Annotated in this window: 18 protein-coding genes; 12 read left to right on the top strand and 6 right to left on the bottom strand. The window is 47.0% G+C overall.

Features of this window, described 5'->3' with window-relative positions; translation table 11 throughout:
• Nucleotides 1-27: 27 nt before the first annotated feature.
• Entirely contained in the window at nt 28-531 is a 504-nt protein-coding gene (locus BLV62_RS09005) for a DinB family protein (RefSeq protein ID WP_089760828.1), read from the top strand.
• Nucleotides 532-613: 82 nt separating this feature from the next.
• Here BLV62_RS09005 and BLV62_RS09000 read toward each other — a convergent pair whose 3' ends face one another.
• On the bottom strand, nt 614-1,822 hold the full coding sequence (locus tag BLV62_RS09000) for a vWA domain-containing protein (protein WP_089760826.1): 1,209 nt from the start codon (nt 1,820-1,822) through the stop codon (nt 614-616).
• A 143-nt stretch (nt 1,823-1,965) separates the two neighbouring features.
• Between BLV62_RS09000 and BLV62_RS08995 the strand changes: the two genes are divergently transcribed.
• The 4 genes from BLV62_RS08995 (at nt 1,966) to BLV62_RS08980 (ending at nt 6,488) form a co-directional block, all read left to right on the top strand.
• Entirely contained in the window at nt 1,966-3,795 is a 1,830-nt protein-coding gene (locus tag BLV62_RS08995) for a tetratricopeptide repeat-containing sensor histidine kinase (RefSeq protein ID WP_168927762.1), read from the top strand.
• Nucleotides 3,758-4,513 (top strand): LytR/AlgR family response regulator transcription factor, encoded by a 756-nt coding sequence (locus BLV62_RS08990; RefSeq protein WP_089760821.1) that lies wholly within the window; start codon nt 3,758-3,760, stop codon nt 4,511-4,513. Before BLV62_RS08995 ends, BLV62_RS08990 begins: the two co-directional genes overlap by 38 nt.
• Nucleotides 4,514-4,913: 400 nt before the next feature.
• The gene (locus tag BLV62_RS08985) at nt 4,914-5,864 is read left to right on the top strand and encodes a hypothetical protein (RefSeq protein ID WP_089760819.1); all 951 of its coding nucleotides are present in this window, start codon (nt 4,914-4,916) and stop codon (nt 5,862-5,864) included.
• An 18-nt stretch (nt 5,865-5,882) separates the two neighbouring features.
• On the top strand, nt 5,883-6,488 hold the full coding sequence (locus BLV62_RS08980; protein WP_089760817.1) for a class I SAM-dependent methyltransferase: 606 nt from the start codon (nt 5,883-5,885) through the stop codon (nt 6,486-6,488).
• A gap of 9 nt (nt 6,489-6,497) precedes the next feature.
• Here BLV62_RS08980 and BLV62_RS08975 read toward each other — a convergent pair whose 3' ends face one another.
• Nucleotides 6,498-6,989, bottom strand: coding sequence for a hypothetical protein (locus tag BLV62_RS08975; RefSeq protein WP_089760815.1), 492 nt, complete (start codon nt 6,987-6,989; stop codon nt 6,498-6,500).
• A 106-nt stretch (nt 6,990-7,095) separates the two neighbouring features.
• The gene (locus BLV62_RS08970) at nt 7,096-8,238 is read right to left on the bottom strand and encodes a glycoside hydrolase family 43 protein (RefSeq protein ID WP_089760813.1); all 1,143 of its coding nucleotides are present in this window, start codon (nt 8,236-8,238) and stop codon (nt 7,096-7,098) included.
• Between the two features lie 520 nt (nt 8,239-8,758).
• Here BLV62_RS08970 and asnA point away from each other — a divergent pair.
• From asnA to BLV62_RS08945, 5 genes are all read left to right on the top strand, one after another.
• The gene (gene asnA / locus BLV62_RS08965; RefSeq protein WP_089760812.1) at nt 8,759-9,748 is read left to right on the top strand and encodes an aspartate--ammonia ligase; all 990 of its coding nucleotides are present in this window, start codon (nt 8,759-8,761) and stop codon (nt 9,746-9,748) included.
• A gap of 168 nt (nt 9,749-9,916) precedes the next feature.
• Nucleotides 9,917-10,669, top strand: coding sequence for an SDR family oxidoreductase (locus tag BLV62_RS08960; protein ID WP_089760810.1), 753 nt, complete (start codon nt 9,917-9,919; stop codon nt 10,667-10,669).
• A 198-nt stretch (nt 10,670-10,867) separates the two neighbouring features.
• On the top strand, nt 10,868-11,461 hold the full coding sequence (locus tag BLV62_RS08955; protein WP_089760808.1) for a TetR/AcrR family transcriptional regulator: 594 nt from the start codon (nt 10,868-10,870) through the stop codon (nt 11,459-11,461).
• A 47-nt stretch (nt 11,462-11,508) separates the two neighbouring features.
• Nucleotides 11,509-12,747 (top strand): MFS transporter, encoded by a 1,239-nt coding sequence (locus BLV62_RS08950; protein ID WP_089760806.1) that lies wholly within the window; start codon nt 11,509-11,511, stop codon nt 12,745-12,747.
• Nucleotides 12,748-12,758: 11 nt separating this feature from the next.
• A complete protein-coding gene (locus tag BLV62_RS08945; RefSeq protein ID WP_089760804.1) occupies nt 12,759-13,319 on the top strand; it encodes a cysteine hydrolase family protein in 561 nt (186 codons plus the stop codon).
• A gap of 36 nt (nt 13,320-13,355) precedes the next feature.
• Here the strand turns inward: BLV62_RS08945 and BLV62_RS08940 are convergent, their stop codons facing one another.
• Entirely contained in the window at nt 13,356-13,616 is a 261-nt protein-coding gene (locus tag BLV62_RS08940; protein WP_225889536.1) for a winged helix-turn-helix transcriptional regulator, read from the bottom strand.
• A gap of 211 nt (nt 13,617-13,827) precedes the next feature.
• Between BLV62_RS08940 and BLV62_RS08935 the strand changes: the two genes are divergently transcribed.
• A complete protein-coding gene (locus BLV62_RS08935) occupies nt 13,828-14,691 on the top strand; it encodes a class I SAM-dependent methyltransferase (RefSeq protein WP_225889537.1) in 864 nt (287 codons plus the stop codon).
• An 88-nt stretch (nt 14,692-14,779) separates the two neighbouring features.
• Nucleotides 14,780-15,763: a GlxA family transcriptional regulator gene (locus tag BLV62_RS08930; RefSeq protein WP_089760802.1), complete on the top strand. Its 984-nt coding sequence runs from the start codon at nt 14,780-14,782 to the stop codon at nt 15,761-15,763.
• 2 nt (nt 15,764-15,765) lie between these two features.
• Here BLV62_RS08930 and gap read toward each other — a convergent pair whose 3' ends face one another.
• Together gap and BLV62_RS08920 are read right to left on the bottom strand one after the other, a co-directional pair.
• Nucleotides 15,766-16,767 carry a type I glyceraldehyde-3-phosphate dehydrogenase gene (gene gap, locus BLV62_RS08925; protein WP_089760800.1) on the bottom strand — a complete coding sequence of 334 codons (1,002 nt, stop codon included), beginning with the start codon at nt 16,765-16,767 and terminating at the stop codon, nt 15,766-15,768.
• A gap of 104 nt (nt 16,768-16,871) precedes the next feature.
• Nucleotides 16,872-18,566 carry an alpha-amylase family protein gene (locus tag BLV62_RS08920; RefSeq protein ID WP_089760798.1) on the bottom strand — a complete coding sequence of 565 codons (1,695 nt, stop codon included), beginning with the start codon at nt 18,564-18,566 and terminating at the stop codon, nt 16,872-16,874.
• Between the last annotated feature and the right edge of the window lie 21 nt (nt 18,567-18,587).

The raw sequence follows: 18,587 nt of genomic DNA, 5'->3' as shown, positions 1-18,587 counted from the left end.
CTTATATTCGCCAAAAAAATTACCACCATGTCTATCCACGCTTTAACTGCTGAATTTGAGAATGAGGTCAACAGTACCCGTAAACTGTTACAAGCCGTTCCCGCAAAAGATATCCAATACAAACCTTCACCTGTATCATGGACAATGGGAGAACTGGCCCAGCACATTGCCACTATCTACCATTGGTATGCAGGCACTCTCAGAAAAGATGTATACGACATTGTAGCCGACAAGCTGGAACGCGGCGACCCCGACAACATAGAAGCAACGCTGCGGTTGTTTGAAGAGAATGTAGAGAAAGCCAGGGCTGCTTTACAGCAAACCACTGATGAAGATATGCAGCGTCCCTGGACGATGAAGGCAGGCGAACGTACAGTGCTTGGACCACTGCCCAAAGGTATAGTGGCAAGGAGTTTCCTGTTTAACCATATTTACCATCATCGTGGGGAAATGATCGTTTACCTGCGGGCTACGGGGAATAAAGTGCCGGGTATGTATGGGCCTACCTACGAAGAGATGGGAGGAAAATAACCCCTCGTTCCCCTAACGAATTGCCGCATTAACTCTAATGTTAATGCGGCTTTTTTTGGTGTTAACATGATCGGGGGAAAGATCATTTCTCGGCGGTATATCCTTTTGTGGCCGCAAACTCAACGATGGACTTACTGATAGCGGTTCCCAGGTCATCAGCTCCCTTGGGGCTTTTCCTGATAGCTTCATCAATATATTGCTGCCGTTTCCTTGCCAATACCGCCATCTCTTTTTGAATAGTCTCTCTTTCTTTGCTTTTCTCTTCCACTATCTTCCTGATCTCGGCATCTGTTTTATCCTGCAGCTCTTTAGGCAATTGGTTCTTGCTGATCTTTTTCAACACAGCGGGATCCTGTTTGCTCAGATCTACCAGGTCCCAGCTCTCATTCTTATAAACCGTTTTGGATTTGCTCACATAACGTTCTACCGAATTGGCTTTGGAAACAGACTTGGCGTTTGCATCCTGTAATACCTGGTTCTGTTTTTTTGCCAAACCATATGAACCGTAACCGATATAGGTATCGTTCACCTTTGTATTATAAGCTTCGATCTGGTTGTCGTAAGGCGTTTCAATAAAATCTACTTTCCTGTCGGAGTCGATGTTGAAGTATTTACCACGTCCCCTGTCTGCCCCTTCTTTCCATTTAGTAGTAATACCTTCTCTTTTATTTCCACAGAAAATAGTGTTGACATATATCTGTTTATCCACTGCTTCTCCAACGGCCGTAGCGTAATTGACCCTTCCCTGGTTAAATGGTTCATTGCCGGCAATATAGATCAGTTTCATATCGGCTTCGTTATGGCCCCATTCGAGCGCGTTCACGGCCGATTTGATAACTGCGCCGCAAAACTCTTCTCCGCCATTGGTCCGGAGGGCGAACAATTTTTCAGAGATCAGGTCCAGGTCGGTGGTCAGCGGCACTACCTGCCTGATGAAATTTTCCCTGGGCGAAAGACCATCATTACCGTATTCGTACAAGGCAATTTCAATTACGGGCGTCTTACCCTGGTATTTCAAAGTTGTAAGCGTATTGATAATATTCCAGAGCCTCGATTTGGCCTGGTCTATCAGTCCATCCATGCTGTTGGAAGTATCCAGCAGGAGGGCAACCTGTATGCGCGTGTTATCTTTGGCCGTAGCGGCAGCCGGACGTACAGAGGGGGCGGAAGGAGCGGACGTCGTAAACTGTTGGCTTTCTTTTTCCCGGTACTTTTGTACAGGTGCATAGTTCCAGGCCAGGAAACCTGATGCCAGTACCAGACCGAGTCCGGCGATGAATGTAGCTTTCATAAATACTTGAGTTAAGATGACGCTATGAAAGTACCTGCTTCAGATGACGATAAAAGCTCCACTTGGTGAAATGCTGGTTTGAATGGGTGAAAGGCTCGCCAAACCGTTCCGAAAAAACGTACTTTGCAACTGAATCAATGTGTATGACACGTTATAGCTTTAATATACTTATCTTGTTTATACTGTTGTGCCTGGGAGGCAGTGTTGCTGCGCAGAAGAAGATAGGGACACCTGTGTCTAAAGCCGCCAGGAACCTCACAAAGTCATTGTCTAAAGACGATAATGAACTGCAAACGGCTGCAGACTACGAAACCCTGGCGACCGAGCTTATAGAAAAAAAGGAATACGGGAAAGCGGAAGAGTACCTGAAAAAAGCCCTGGATATCTATACCCGTTTAAACCACGCCAATGCGGCCCCGGCAGCCCGTGCCCTGGCAAAGGTCCAGGAACAGCAGAACAAGATCGCTACTGCCATCAGTAATTATAAAACAGCAGGTGAGCTGTCGTTCGATCGCAGCCAGGAACAGGCCAATTATAATGATGCCAACCGCTTGCTGAATTCCGGCGATCCCCGGAAGCAAACAGGTTACGCGCAATCCAACATCAATATTTTTGAAAAGGAAGGAAAAACAGCCGAGGCGGCAGACGCCTACAAACAACTGGGAAACAGCCTGCTGGCAGAAGATAATAAAACAGACGCCATTGCCAGCTATAAAAAGGCGATAGAAAAAAGTGATAAAACAGCCGATATAACTGAAATCAGCAAAAAGATCTCCAGCGCTTATGTGGCAGATAACAACATAGATGAAGCCATTCGCAGCAATGAAGCCATCCTTGAAAAGGCAAAAACAGATAATAATATTGATCTGCAGATCAGCCAGATCAGGGAACTGGCGCATTTATACTCGACCCGCCGGCAGCCCGACAAAACCGGGCAGTTGCTGGAAGAAGCATACAAGCTCGCTCTCAGGAGCAGCAATACTTCCAGGGCCAAAGATTGCCTGCTGGCGTTAACCCGGTATTATAAACAGCAACGGCAGGAGGCAATGGCGCTCAGGCGTTACGACGATTTCCTGCAAAACCTCGATTCCCTTATCCGGACCGACAGCTCCCTGGTGGATGCCAGTCTTTTTGATATTACAGAAGGGAAGATCAAAGACCTGGAAAGGGAAAAAGCCCTGCAGCTGGCGTTGATCAATAACCAGAATAAGCTTAATTATTTCCTGATAGCGTTTGTACTGGCAATGGTGATACTGTTGTTGTTCATTATACGCTCCCTGCGGGCTATAAAGGTTAAGAACAAGAAGATCGCCCTGCAGTCGCTGCGCCGCGAAATGAACCCGCATTTTATCTTTAACAGCCTGAATAGCGTAAACCAGTATATTGCGGAAAACAATGAAGTGGAAGCCAACAAGTATCTAACCTCGTACTCGGGCCTGATGAGGAATGTAATGGAGCACTCGAACAAGGACTTTGTTTCATTGGCCGTAGAAGCGGAGCAGTTAAGAAGATACCTGGACCTGGAACAATTGCGGTTCAGCGATAAATTTGTATACATACTGGAAATAGATGAAGCCCTGGACCCGGATACTGTAATGATCCCGAACATGCTGATACAGCCGCACCTGGAGAACGCTGTATGGCATGGATTGCGGTATAAAGACACGAGAGGATTGCTTCATGTCAGCTTCCGGAAAGAAGGACAGTCGATACTGGTAGTAGTAGAAGATGATGGTATCGGGTTGGCAAAAAGCCAGGAACTAAAAACGTTTCACCAGCGGGAACACCAGTCGCGGGGCCTGACAAATACCAGGGAGCGGATTAATTTATTGAACGATATCTATCATCTTCACATCGGATTGGAGATGCAGGAAATAACAAATGATAGCGTTACCGGAACAAAGGTGATGCTGCGACTTCCATTAATGAATAAGCATGATCTTAACAGGAAAAATAACTTCAGTGATCGTTGAAGACGAGGCTGCAGCTACCGTTGCCTTGCAGAATTACCTCCGGAAATTTTGTCCGCAGGTTGAGGTGACAGGCACAGCGCAAAACAGCAGGGAAGCCATTCAGCTCCTGCATGAACTGCAGCCGCAACTGGTATTCCTGGATGTGGAAATGCCTTTCGGCAATGCCTTTGATGTACTGGAAGGATGCCAGGATCTGCAGTTTGAAACCATTTTTGTAACCGCATTCTCTGAATATTCGCTGAGGGCGCTGAACCAGAGCGCGGCCTATTATCTTCTTAAACCCGTTAGCATAGAAGAACTGATACTGGCTGTAAATAAAGTACAGCAGCAACTGCAGCAGAAACACTGGCTAAACAGGAACCGGATCATTATGGAAAATGCCAGGGAAAGCAATCCCGGTATGCAGCAGGTGATACTGCCAACCCTCGATGGGTTTGATGTGGTGAAGATGAATGAGATCATACGTTTACGGGGGAACGGAAATTTTACAGATGTCTATTTAACAAACGGTACTAAAAAAATGGTCTGCCGTTTCCTGAAACATTTTTCGGAGATGTTGCCTCATCCGTTTGTACGTGTCCATAAGTCCCATATCATCAATATTCTTTACGTACAGTCGTATCATAAAGGCGCCGGCGGGTATGTAAGCCTGAACGATGGAACAGAGGTTGAGGTATCTCCAGCCTATAAAGACAGCCTCTTAAAAGCATTTCAATAAAATATTTTTTTATAACTTTCAACCGGGAGTACAGGTTCGCTATATAAAGTAATGATGTGCCGGAAACTATTAGGATAGTTTTGTTAATCTGTCTTTTGCTAACAATCGTATATAAGTACTACTTGTCCGTTTCTTCCTGGTTGCCGCTTGTAATAGGAAATGGATTTATCAGCATTTCACTTTATATCTTTTGGTCAATGCTTATGCGGATAAAAACAAAATGATTTTTTTTAACGGCCATACTGCGAGCACTGTTTACAGCTTCTTTTGTTCAGAAAAGCGGTAGGATACGGCTCAGTTTATTGCGCCCGGCGAAGGAAAAGAACTGGAACCAATATTGATAGACTTCAAACAGGTAAGAAAAGATTTCAGGAGAATATAAACCAAAATACAGCCAACGATGATTTTAAATGCAAATAAATTAAGTGTCAGTGATCTGGAAGCAATTGATGGCAGGCGGGTACTTTCGGTTTCGATTGAAAATGTTATTGAGAAAGATAAATTGAACGAGATCGCCAGGATGCTGGATGAAAATTCGGATATAAAAATTGTGGTCATACTTGATCCGGCAGTTACCGGAAGCCCCGATAAACTTACCAACCTGCAGATCGTACAGGCGTTGGAGAAAGTGACTCGCCTGGCTTTGCTGGCTTTGTCGACCCACCGGCTGCAAAACATTGATCTGTTGTCGGGGCTAACGAAGCTGGAATCTTTTGAACTGAAAGGATTTTACAGGAAAGATATCAGCCTGCAGCCTATCCGGCAGGCTACCGGGCTGAGAGAACTGGAGCTGGAATACGGTTTGTCGGGAAGGAAGCAAGTAGAATTTGTCAATAATCTCGGGCGGCTGGAACGGCTGAAGGTCGCAACGTTGGACCTGGGACAGCTTACGCCCAACAAGCATATGATAGATCTATCTGTTACGAATACACTAAAGCAGCAGCATAAACTAAGCGCGTTATTTCCCAATTTAATTTCCTTTGAATGTTACTATGCCAGGGGGATCGAGGCTTTTGATTTTCTTGCCGATCTGCCCGTTCTGCAGCACCTGTCAATCGGCTATACGAAGAAACTGGTTAAGGTGCCCGCGCTCGCAAACCCGCTGGGTTTAAAAAGCCTATGCCTGGTGAATACGCCGGAGTTTGCGGATATGGAAGGTATCCTGGCATTGCATAACCTGACACTGCTGCAGATCACGGAGCCCGTAAAGATACCGGCTGCTGCCTTTGAACGCCTGCAGCAATTGACGAAGCTAAGCGAGGTATATGTTGTTTTCAATAATGAAGAAGACGATAGTAAGTTTGCAGTATTAGCAGAAAAAAGAGGGTGGAGGTTACCGCCTACGCACTAAAACAGGAGCAGTAATTCTATGCAAAGCGATAAGAAGAAGGTTTTTGAAGCTTATAACATGATAGCCGGCTGGTTTGAAGAGAACAGGGGCAAAAGCCTGATAGAGAAAAAATATCTTGACAGGCTGATCAATACCACGCGCAGGAATGCGACCGTCCTTGACCTGGGCTGCGGAACAGGGATGCCGGTAATGGATTACCTTTTAAAACAAGGGTTGCAGGTAACAGGCGTAGATGCCAGTTCCCGCATGCTGGAAATCGCCAGGCATAATCTTCCCCGGGCAGATCTCCGCCTGGCCGATATGAGGCAGCTATCGCTCAACCAGCAGTTTGACGCCCTTATTGCATGGCATAGCTTTTTTCATCTGCCGCCGGAAGACCAACCCTCCATGTTCCTCATTTTCAAAATGCACTTAAAGAATAAGGGCCTGTTGCTGTTCACATCCGGGAAGGAACATGGCGAAGCATGGGGAATGAATGGCGGCGTTAACCTCTATCATGGTTCCCTGGACAAACGGGAGTATAAGGCATTGCTGGAAGCCAATGATTTCCGCGTTCTTCAATACACGGAGGATGACCCCGAATGCGGGAATGCTACCGTGTGGCTGGCACAATTGGAATTATGAGAAAATGAGCTAACGGGTTAATTGAATATTTTGCGAATAGATCTTTATAAACGTCTCCAGCGATCCGTTTATTTTCGCTATCCTGTCCAGTATAGGCTGCAACGTATCCGGCGCGTCTTCAATAAAATAATCTATATGAAACTTCAGCGTTTGTCCTAACTGTATGCCGTTAGGCGTTTGAGGGGGCAATGCAAATGTCCGCAGTTGTAATCTTTCCCCGCTTCTTGCCTGGTCCCTGAAAAACCACGACAGGAATTCCAACGATTGCAGGCTGTCGGCAGACCTATCTATGGTAAATTCAAATTGTAACATCACTTCATTGGGCAAGCCGCCATTTGTTCTCCGCAATGTGGCAACAGGCAGGTGCGCCAGTTCGGGGCTGCCTAATACATCGGCAGTTATTCCATCGAGGTTGTCAATTCCGCTGCAAACGTTTTCTATTCCTTTCAGGCTTCCAAGCGTTTGTTGGAACAAGGCTATTTCTTTCGGGTACTCGCTCATCGTTCAGTAGTTGAAGTTTTTCAATGAGCGCAAGTTACATTTTTGGAGCTAAAAACAAACGCCGCCGGGCTTGTTCACCTGGCGGCGTTTATAGCTAAGCGTTATATTATTTGCCTGCGGAGATTGATTGCGCTGTAGTGGTAGGTCCTTCCACCACCAGGGTCCCGTTCTTGAGTATTTTCATCCGGTCAATGAATACTACGCGCTCGTCGCCGGTTGCGGTGGTACGTGCATGGTATACGCATAACATTTCTTTGCCGTCGGGCGAGTAGGTAACGCTGTTATGTCCGGTGCCAGTAACCACGCCGCCTTTGTCTGTATTCTTTTGCAGCACGGGGTTATTGGCCGCTTTGGTGAATGGGCCCAGCGGGCTTTTGGATGTGGCGTATCCTACTGCGTAATTTTTTCCTCCGAAATAATTAGCGGAATACATCATATAGTAGGTATCTCCTTTTTTGAAGATAACAGAACCTTCCGTCCAGCGGCGATTCACTTCTTTAGAGGTAACAGAGCGGCTTTCCCATTCGGCCTGCTTATCATCCATTTTTACAGGAGGGCGGAGCAGCAATACAGGTGCTCCGATCACACCGCTGAAATCCGGTTTCAGTTCTACGCCGTATACCCAGCTTTCTTCAATAGCATCATACCAGCCTTGTTTCCTCGCCCAATCGGCTACTTCGCTTTCTACAGGATGTTTATAACAGCAACGGGAATAGTAGAGGAACACCCTCCCGCTTTTATCGAAGAGTACATTAGCGTCGATGACGGGATATCCCGGGTCAAATACCGGTTTGCTATAGAGATCGATGAACGGACCGGTGGGCTGGTCGGCTACTGCTACGCCTATACGGAAGTTCTCCAGGTCTTTGCCGGGATTATCTTTCCATTGGGCGCTATAGAACATATAGTATTTGCCTTTGTGTTCGTATACTTCAGGCGCCCAGTATGCACCATTCCAGGCGGCAGTGGAGTCGCTCCATCCGTTGGGATTGGAGGCATAGAAAACCTGGCCTTCGTCCTTCCAGTTCACCAGGTCGGTGGAGGAATAGGCGGCAAACCCGTTTTTTGCAGCGCCCCCGGTGCCATACATATAGTACTTATTGCCTTTTGTGCGTAATACATAAGGGTCGCCAAATTTCACGGGCAACGGGTTTTTGTAAGAGGTTCCCTGTTGTGCAAACGATTTCCCTGAAGGAAATAAGAAAGCCAGCAGAGAAACAGCAAGAGCGAGTTTTATGGTTCTTTTCATCGTGGATAATACTAAGTGAACAAATATAATCGCGGTTGTTAATAAATGAAAATCAGGCCGGGCAACCACGTTATGGCCAATACATGCAGCATAGGCGGTTTACTGGTGGTTTAAAGATAATAAGAAGCGTATATAATACGCTAATTTAAATTATCCAGTTGGTGGTAAGGGTAGAAAATTAAGAGAAAATGAAGTAATGAGTTTACTGATTTTGTCATTTCCTAATCAATAATTGCGCAGTTCAAATCGTGTGGTTTAACAGCCTGAAAGCCGCGCTGCTGTTTTATTTCATGGGAATAGAGAAGTTGTTGCGCCACCTGTTTATTTATTTTCAATAAACCCTTCTTTTTTTAATTTTTATCTAGTTTTTTGTGGTTTTAGTGAATAAAAGCTAAGTTTTGTTGCAAATATTTTATTATTTCAGGTTTTTATTGAATTTTATGTCATAAATACTAGTTTTTAATAAAAATTATTAAATCAACATCATCATCAAAACAAAAACCGACAAAAGAGATTATTTATGTCTTCAGTTCTTCAAGCAGCCAGCCAAAGTAGTTTGCTGGCCCGGGAAAAAGCCATCGCCTTTATTAAGGACTATTTTTCCACACAGTTATGTAAACAGTTATCGCTGACTAAAGTGGCAGCGCCTTTGTTTGTTAAATCCGGAACAGGGTTGAACGATGACCTGAATGGCGTCGAAAGACCTGTAGTTTTTCAATTGAAAGGGGTGAACGGCGGCGTCGAAATTGTTCAATCCCTCGCCAAATGGAAAAGGAAACGTTTGCACGAATTGGAAATACCTGCCGGTCACGGCATCGTTACCGATATGCGAGCCATCAGACCGGATGAAGTGATCTCGCCTATCCATAGTTTTTTCGTGGACCAATGGGACTGGGAAAAACGTATTGCCGTTACCGATAGGAATATCGCATACCTGAAAGAAACGGTGCTGGCTATTTATGCCGCCCTGGTGGCTACCAATAACAGGTTAAAGGAAGAAGGAGAAGCAGGCCTGGAGCTGCCGGAAACCGTTCACTTCATTCATAGCGAAACACTGCTGCAGCAATACCCTAACCTGACGCCTAAAGAAAGGGAAAACGCCTGCGCAAAAAAATACGGCGCTATCTTTATCATTGGCATCGGCGCACCACTCAGTAACAGCCAGGTACACGACGACAGAGCCCCCGACTACGACGATTGGACCACTGCCAACGAAGATGGTCATACTGGTCTGAACGGCGACCTCATTATCTGGAACCCGGCCCTGAATGCCGCCCTGGAAATATCTTCGATGGGTATCCGGGTAGACGCTGCCGCGCTGCGCAAACAGCTTAAGGCAAAGAATTGCGAGCAACGCGCAGAAATGGAATTTCACAGTAACGTGTTAAGCAGCACCTACCCATTGTCAATGGGTGGCGGTATCGGTCAATCCAGGCTTTGCATGCTGCTGTTGCAGCAAAAGCATATCGCGGATGTGCAGGCAAGCGTATGGCCGGAAGGCGTTAGATAATTGATATTTTTTATAGAAGAGCTCCCGGTATAAGCCGGGGGCTTTTCTTTTTTAAACAGTTTAATAATTTCCATAATCTCTTCTGAACACCCTATCAAACTTAGCAAGAATCGGATTTTCTATCTCTCCAATGAACTTCATTTTTGCAATGAATTTCAAACATAAATAATGGAAAGATTTAAAAACAAGTTTGCACTCATTACCGGCGGAACAAATGGAATGGGGTATGCCACCGCTGCGCAATTTATCCGGGAAGGCGGAAAAGCAATTATCACCGGCCGAAGCGCAGATACTGTCAACAAAGCCATAGCGCAACTGGGAGATAACGCCTTCGGAATTGTATCAAATGCCGGGAAGATGGCGGATATCCTGGAGCTTCCCAACCAGGTAAGACAATTTACAACGCATATCGATTTGTTGTTTGCAAATGCCGGCTATGGAAAATTTGCGCCTATAGAAAATGTGGATGAAGCCCACTTCGACGAACTATTCAACATGCTCGTAAAAGGAAGTTTTTTTACTGTTCAGCAAATACTGCCTCTTATGAAACCAGGCAGCTCTATCGTCCTTAATACTTCTTTTGTAACAGAAGTGGGAACCGCAAACTTCTCCGTTTACTCCGCTGCCAAAGCCGCTGTACAATCATTCATCCTCACATTCGCAGCAGAACTCACGGCAAAGAATATCCGCATCAACGGCATCAGTCCCGGTTATATCAAAACCAATATTTTCAATAATACAGGTATGGACGCCAGCCAGATCGACCAGGCAATTGCGGGTATTATTCCTACTATCCCGTTTAAGCGGTTCGGTGAGCCGGAAGAAATAGCGAACGCTGTTCTGTTCCTCGGTTCGCAGGAGGCTTCCTATATTCACGGCACTGAGCTTAAAGTCGATGCAGGAGTATCGGTTATCCGCTGATCAAAGTAGTGCAGTGATAGATCTTGCAGGTTATGCCTGGTGCCGGGGCTGGCCCAGTGGAAAGGCCAGCCCCGGTAATATGCTTAATTATTGGCTACAAAGATACGGTTGGAGGGAAGAAAACATCTTCTAAATTTATTTTCGACCAAATTTAATTTTTGGTCTAAAAAGTTATACCTTTGTTCCCGGTACTTATTTATGGCTTCAGATAAAAGAAATCAGATTTTAATCACCGCCCGGCAGCTTTTCCAGGAAAAGGGCCTGGGCATGGTAACCATGGAAGATGTGGCGAAGGCTGCAGGCATGGGCAAGAGTTCCATGTATTATTATTTCAAAAGCAAGGAAGAAATATTCAATGCGGTGCTGGAAACAGAGATCAATGATATCCTGCTGGAAACCATGAAGCGGATCAGCAGCCGTTCCTCCCTGCTGGACAAGCTCCAGGCTTTTGCCATGGTGAAATTTGAAGTGACGAAAAAGCGAAAATCCCTGTACCGGGCTATGGAAACAGGGATGGATGCGGAAGCGCTCTCAAGATATAATGAAGCAAAAAAAGATGTACATCTGCGTTATTTGCAAAAGGAAAAAGTGATCGTTCAGCAGTTATTGATCCAGGGAGCGGAAAGCGGTGAGATCAAACAACTGGAAGCGGCAGGAGTGGAGCAGGCGGTATTTATATTCCTTTCTGCACTTCGCGGGATGAACAGGGAAATAACCATGTTTGGAACAAATGAACAGCCGGAACAGGCGCTGACAGCGTTCTGCCAGCTTTTCCACCGCGGGTTGCAATAAATTTTTTTGCGATTTTTTCGACCAAAAAATGAATTTAGTCTAAAAAAATGGATCTTCAACATACTTTCAGCGCTTTTAAATCGCGTAACTATAGCCTGTTCTTTTATGGACAGCTGGTATCGCGCATCGGGATGTGGATGCAACGAACGGCAGTGATCTGGGTAGTTTATACCCTTACGCATTCTGTGTTCCTGGTTGGACTGACCACTTTCGCAGAACAGTTCCCGTCTTTCCTGTTGTCGCCGGCTGGCGGAATCGCAGCCGACAGGCACGATCGGTATAAAGTGCTGATGGCAACGCAGGTGGTTTCTGCGTTGCAGGCGGTTGCCCTTACATTGGTGTATCATTACAGCGCCACGCCGATCTGGGGTATGCTGGGGCTTAGCGTGGTACTGGGCCTGGCCAACGCTTACGATGTACCTTCCCGTCAGGCTATGGTGAACGATATAGTACCTAATAAAGAGGATCTTCCAAGCGCTATCGCCATGAACTCATCTTTAAACAACCTGTCGAGGTTGGTAGGCCCCGCTCTTTCCGGCATCGTGCTCGCCAAATATGGCGCAACGATTTGTTTCGTTGCCAACGCTGTCAGTTTTGTGGCGGTGATCATTTGTCTTACGCTCATGGAATTTCCAAAGAAACAGCAGGTTGCCCGCGGCAAAAATGCCTGGGCCGATTTTAAAGAAGGGTTGGCATATACCCGTACACACAGTGAAATTGGCCGGATCCTGGCCCTGATGGCGTTAATATGCATGTTTGTAGCTACTTACAATACATTGCAGCCCTTTTATGCCCGCGATGTGTTTAAAGGCAGCGCCGCCACCTATGGCTTTATTAATGCCGCTACAGGGATCGGAGCGTTGACAAGTACGTTATTCCTGGCCTCGCAGAAGGATGCCGGCAGGCTGAAACGCATTCTCTTTATGAACCTGGTTGTTTTAGGAGTTGGGTTGATGATCATGGCTTACACCCCGGTGTTGTCGTTGTACCTGTTATTATGCTTTATCTGCGGATTTGGCACTATGTCGGTTATTCCAATCTGTAATACGGTGATCCAAACGGTGTCGTCGGCCCGGCTCCGCGGCAGGGTAGTAGGCTTCTTTGCCATGGCGGCTTTCGGTACTATGCCGTTGGGCGCCTTGCTGGTAGGTTGGTTAGCTAAGAGCATCCATCCGCAAACGTGTATGCTCATCCAGGGACTGATTTGTTTGCTGATCACCGGCATCTTCTATCGTTTTTTACAAACAGAATATAAACCGTCAGAATTATTAGTTCATAACAAGTAATACATTAAGCGATGGTACAGCAAAAGACAGACACCGCACTGCTGGTGATGGATATGCAGGAAGTGCTGATCAATTCACTGCCGGGCAGTGAACAGCTTGTCTCAAATGTTGCAAAAGCGATTAAGCATGCCCGTGAAACGGGCATCCCGGTCATTTATGGCGTAGTGGCCTTCAGGGAAGGTTTCCCGGAAGTTAGCCCGGAACATAAGGCATTCAGCCAGATAAAGACCAGGATGCAGGGAATCAGTCCCGAAGCCATGATGAAGATCGCTCCTGCGCTGGCGCCCGAAGGCAACGAAGTGGTGGTGGTGAAGAAACGCTATAGCACCTTCACAGGCAGCGACCTTGAGGTTATTTTACGTTCCCAGGGTATCAGGCACCTGGTATTGTCGGGCGTTATTACCAGCGGGGTAGTGCTGGCTACATTATTGGAAGCCGCAGATAAGGACTACCGGATAACGGTATTGAGCGACGGGTGCAAAGACCGCGACGATAATGTTCACCAGGTGCTGATGGATTCAGTGTTTGCACGGCTGGCGACTATTACTGCCTGCGAAGACTGGAGTCGATAGACATGCAGAGGAACGGGGCGGAATCGGTCCCGTTCCTTATTTCCCGATGATTTCCCTGCGGTGTTCCCTGCCCCAGCTCCATAATTCGTACAATACTTTCCGCAGCGATTTGCCATGTTCTGTAACGGTATATTCCACCGTCGGGGGCGCCGTATCATGTACTTCCCGCCTGATCAGTTTATTGAGTTGCATGCTCTTCAGTTCCCTGGACAATGTTTTGTCTGTGATCCCGCTTACTTCCCTCGAAAGCTCTTTAAACCGTTTAGGACCGCTGCATAGAGGATCAATAACTTCCATCTGCCTTCTACCGCTTCCAGGGCGTCTTTAATAGAAAGCATGGCTTTTGAGCAATCTTCTTCTGCCATAATTTCATTTTTATACTTACTGTCATTTCGGATAGCGCTATCCGATGGGGAAGCGCTATCGTTTGGATAGTAAAGGTAGTTACTTTTGCCCCTGTAGAAGAAAATGAACACGGAAGATTTTAAAAGATAAAATGAATTGAGAAGTGATAGAGATATTTAAGACAAACATTACGAACCAGGAGCAGGCCGGCGGGGTTTATGATGCGCTTGCCCGCTTGTTGCCAGGCGCCAGGATCAGTTTCGACCTGGATGACCCGGAAAAAATATTGCGTATAGAAGATGATATGGTAGATGCCGGCATGGTCGCCGAAACGGTGGAAAGCCTGGGATATGTATGCAAAGTGATCCCCGACCTTGTTTGCAAAGATGCAACCGGCGATATGAGATCGTTCTGGGACAACAGTTTTATTGAACACCGGGAAATGTGGGGATTTCAGCCTTCCGCTTCCGCCAGGCTGGCGATGGAATGGTTCCGGGAGAACAACATAAAAGATATACTCATCCCCGGTATTGGCTATGGCCGGAATGCAGCAGAGTTTATAGCTAACGGGATAAAAGTGACGGGCATAGAGATATCGGCAACGGCTGTTGAAATGGCGAGGAAGCACTACGGAAGCAGTATCAGGATATATGAAGGTTCTGTTACCGATATGCCGTTCAACTACCGGCTCTATGAAGGCATCTTTTGCCATGGATTGCTATACCTGTTAAATGCTGAGCAGAGAAAGAAGATGATTGCAGACTGTTACAGGCAGCTGAAGCCCGGAGGCTGGATGATCTTTACCGTGATTTCCAGGCGCTCCCCAAACTATGGTAAAGGGGAGAAAGTGGGAGAGGATACTTTCAGGATCGGGAAAGGCGCGGAGCTCTTTTTCTACGACGAAGCCGCTGCCAGGAAAGAGTTTGAACATGCGGGCCTGAGAGAGGTTTTCGAGATTGAGGAACCGCATGGCGCCATGCCCGGCAAGCCGCCTTTCAGGTTCCTGTTTATAAAATGTAGAAGGTAGTAGCAGGAAAAACTATCGTTTTCAGCGCCTGGGATATTTATTGGCAGTAAATGTCTTATTTTTGCATAAAAATGCAATTTCTGCCAACATGGATAAAACAAAGCATATTGTCATACTGGTGCCACCCCAGACTTCCATATTAGATGTGGCAGGGCCCCTGGAAGTTTTTTCCAAAACATCCGAATACATGGCCAGGTACAGGAAGGCAGGAGATAGATACTATACGACCCATCTTGTATCGATGGACGATTCCATGGCTGTTCCTACTTCTTCGGGCATGCCGGTGATCTGTGAAGGAGGAATAGCGGGAATACGTTACCCGGTAGATACTGTGATCATTGCCGGCAGGGGAGGGTACAGGAAAGAAGCGCCGCCTCATATCCTGAAATGGATACTGAAACTGCATAAGACGAAACCAAAGACCCGCATTGCATCTATTTGCGCCGGCGCTTTTATCCTCGCCGAAACCGGCTTGCTGAACGGCCGCCGCGCCACCACTCACTGGCAGCTTCACGATAAACTGGCTGAAAAATATCCCGCCGTTAAAGTAGAGAAAGACCCTATCTATATTAAGCAGGGAACTATTTACACTTCCGCTGGAATATCTACGGGTATAGATCTTACTTTGGCATTGGTAGAGGAAGACCTGGGAAGAGAAGTAGCCATAGAAGTATCCAGGATACTGGTATTATACCTGAAGCGCCCCGGTAACCAGTCGCAGTTCAGCAACATCCTCAGAACCCAGAAAACGGATTACAGGCCGGTAAAAGACAGCCTGCAATGGATACAGGAACACCTGGATGAAGACCTGTCGGTAGAGCGCCTTGCCGCCAAAGCATCCATGAGCTCCCGCAATTTTTCAAGGGTATTTTACAGGGAAGCAGGAATCACTCCTGCCAAGTTCGTTGAAAAAGCCAGGGTGGAAGCTGCCCGCCGCCGCCTCGAAGAAACCCGTTTAAGCCTGGATGAAATTGCTGTAGAATGCGGAGCGGGCGATGCCAATGGTTTAAGAAGGCTGTTTGTCCGCCATCTTAATACCACCCCGGCTGCTTACAGGAAAAGTTTCGCGTAAGCCTATTTTATATTGCCGAAATAGATCAGTAACCGGGTTAACTGGGAAACGAACGACATCTCATTGTCGTACCACGACACTGATTTCACCAATTGTTTATCGCCGATCCCTGTGATCTTGGTTTGAGTGGCGTCGAACAGGGAGCCGTAACTCATGCCCACTATGTCCTGCGATACAATGGGATCTTCGTTATACCCGTACGACTCGTTGGCGGCAGCCTTCATTACTTCATTCACTTCTTTCTCGCTGGTCTCTTTGCTGAGCAGGGTATACAGTTCAACTACCGAACCGGTATGCACAGGAACGCGTTGGGAAGATCCATCCAGTTTCCCGTTCAGTTCAGGGATCACTAAACCTATAGCTTTGGCTGCTCCTGTGGTGTAGGGAACAATGCTATCTGCGGCCGCCCTGGATTTGCGGAAACCATTTTTCGGATCAGGCGTGTCCATCAGGGGTTGAGAATTCGTATAGGCGTGTATGGTGTTCATCTGGCCGGTAATAATTCCGAACCTGTCATTCAACACCTTGGCCATAGGCGCCAGGCAGTTGGTTGTACAGGATGCTGCACTGATAAGCACATCTTCCTTGTTCAGCAACTGGTGGTTAACGTTGTAAACGATGGTCTTTACATTTTTATCGGAAGGCGCGGATACGATCACTTTTCTTGCGCCCGCTTTCAGATGCAGCGCCGCTTTCTCTTTCGATTCGAAGATCCCTGTACATTCTAAAACCACATCTATGTCCAGCGCTTTCCAGGGCAGGTTTTCAGGGTTTCTTTCGGCATAAACCGCCACTTCTTTACCGTCAACGGTCAGCGCCTTCTCTGTGCTGCTTACCGTATAAGGGAATACCCCGTGTATAGAATCATATTTCAGCAAATAAGCAAGCATTTCGGGGGTGCTCAGGTCGTTCAATGCAACAACTTCCACCTCGTTATTACCGAAAAGTTTCCTGAAGGTCATTCTTCCGATTCTTCCGAATCCGTTTATTGCAACTTTTATCATACCATTGGATTTTAATCTGTAATACAAAGGTACCTTTTAGTATACTTGTCTGAAATGACAATTTTCATTCAATTTCGGACATAACCAATTTAAAAGTGCATTGCTTAATTTAACAGGTACCATCTCCATCCGTAAGGTTCAAGGGCAAGCGCCTGGTTGCCCGCAACATTCTTCCGGCCGGTATACAGGTTGGTAAGCTTTGTCTCGCGGGGAAGGTCAAGACGTAATTGCACGGGTTTGTCACTGAAGTTAAAGCAGGTTATCAGTGTCGACTTTTTATCGGTATACCGCAACGTTAACGTTTGCGGGGAATGCGTGTTCACTATCTCCCAGTACCCTGCGCCGATCATGGGAAAACGTTTGCGCAACGATACCATCCGGCGGATATGGTTAAGCAGGGAGGCGCTGTCCTGCAACTGCGTAGCTACGTTAACGTTATAATAGCTGTAGACGCCGGTACTGATAACAGGGCGGATACACGAATCAGCGATCGAAAAACCGCCGTTTTTCCGGTTGTTCCATTGCATAGGCGTTCGTATAGCCAGCCGCTCTTTTAACACCAGGGTGTCGCCCATGCCTATTTCCTCTCCGTAGCGGATCACCGGCGTACCAGGTAAAGCAAACAGCAGGCTGTAAAGCATCTGCAGCCGTTGCTTATTGTTGCCTAACATTGGCGCCAACCTTCGCCGTATTCCCCGGCCATACAACTGCATACTGGTATCCGGCCCCAGCTCCTTATACGTTTCCTGCAGCTGCCGGCGGCTTAACCGGCCCAGGTCCACTTCATCATGATTTCGCAGGAAATAGGCCCATTGCGCAACTGCGGGTTTCCGGGTGGTTTTGTCAAGCGCCTCCGCTAAAAACTTTGTATTGCCTGACGCCACCGCGTAAAAGAGGTATTGGTTAACGTAGAAATTAAACATCATATCCAACCCGTCTTTGGCCTCCGAAAAATAATCTTCATTCTCCGCCGGCGTAACGTTGGCTTCTCCCAATAACACCGCCGAAGGATGCCGGTCTTTTACCGACCTGACAAGCTGGTGCAGTATATCGAAATCATGTTCCGGGTGCGCCGCCGACTTCCGCGGATCAGCAATAATAAACGGCACCGCATCCAGCCTGAAGCCATCCACTCCCTTTTCCAGCCAGTAACCCAATATCTGCCTGGAAGCCGCAACCACTTCCGGGTTCTGGAAGTTCAGGTCCGGTTCGAAATGATAAAAGCGATGAAAGAAATACTGCCCTGTTACACTGTCGCGGGTCCACGTTTCGTTCTCAACCCCGGGAAACCCCGAGCCCTTATCCCAGTCCTTCGGCCGCCTGGCCGACCACAGGTACCAGTTATGCTTCGGAGACGACGAATCGCGCGACTGGCGGAACCATGGGTGTTCGATGGAAGAATGGTTCAATACTACATCCATGATCACGCGCATCTGTCTTCGATGCGCCGCTTCCAGGAATTCCCTGAACGAAGTGGAATCTCCCACTTCAGGGTCAATTCCGTAGTAATCGGATACATCGTAACCATCATCCTGCCGGGGCGAGGGCTGAAAAGGCGCCAGCCAGAGAGTGGTTACGCCCAGCGACCGGAGATAGTCCAGCTGTTCTGTCAGCCCTTTAAAGTCGCCGGTTCCGTTGCCATCACTATCCTTGAACGTTTTCACATCCAGGTTATAAATAAATTCATTTTTATACCATGCCGGCGTTGTGTTGTTAAAAGGAGCTGATTGCCTGCAGGAATACAGGCAATATATTATCCACAACAGGTATCCGGTGTTGATTAGCTCCTTTTTAAACATTATTGGGTGTTTATATGACGA

This window comes from Chitinophaga terrae (ex Kim and Jung 2007), assembly GCF_900107795.1.
GTDB lineage: Bacteria > Bacteroidota > Bacteroidia > Chitinophagales > Chitinophagaceae > Chitinophaga > Chitinophaga terrae.
This window is presented reverse-complemented; position numbering and strand designations above follow the sequence as displayed.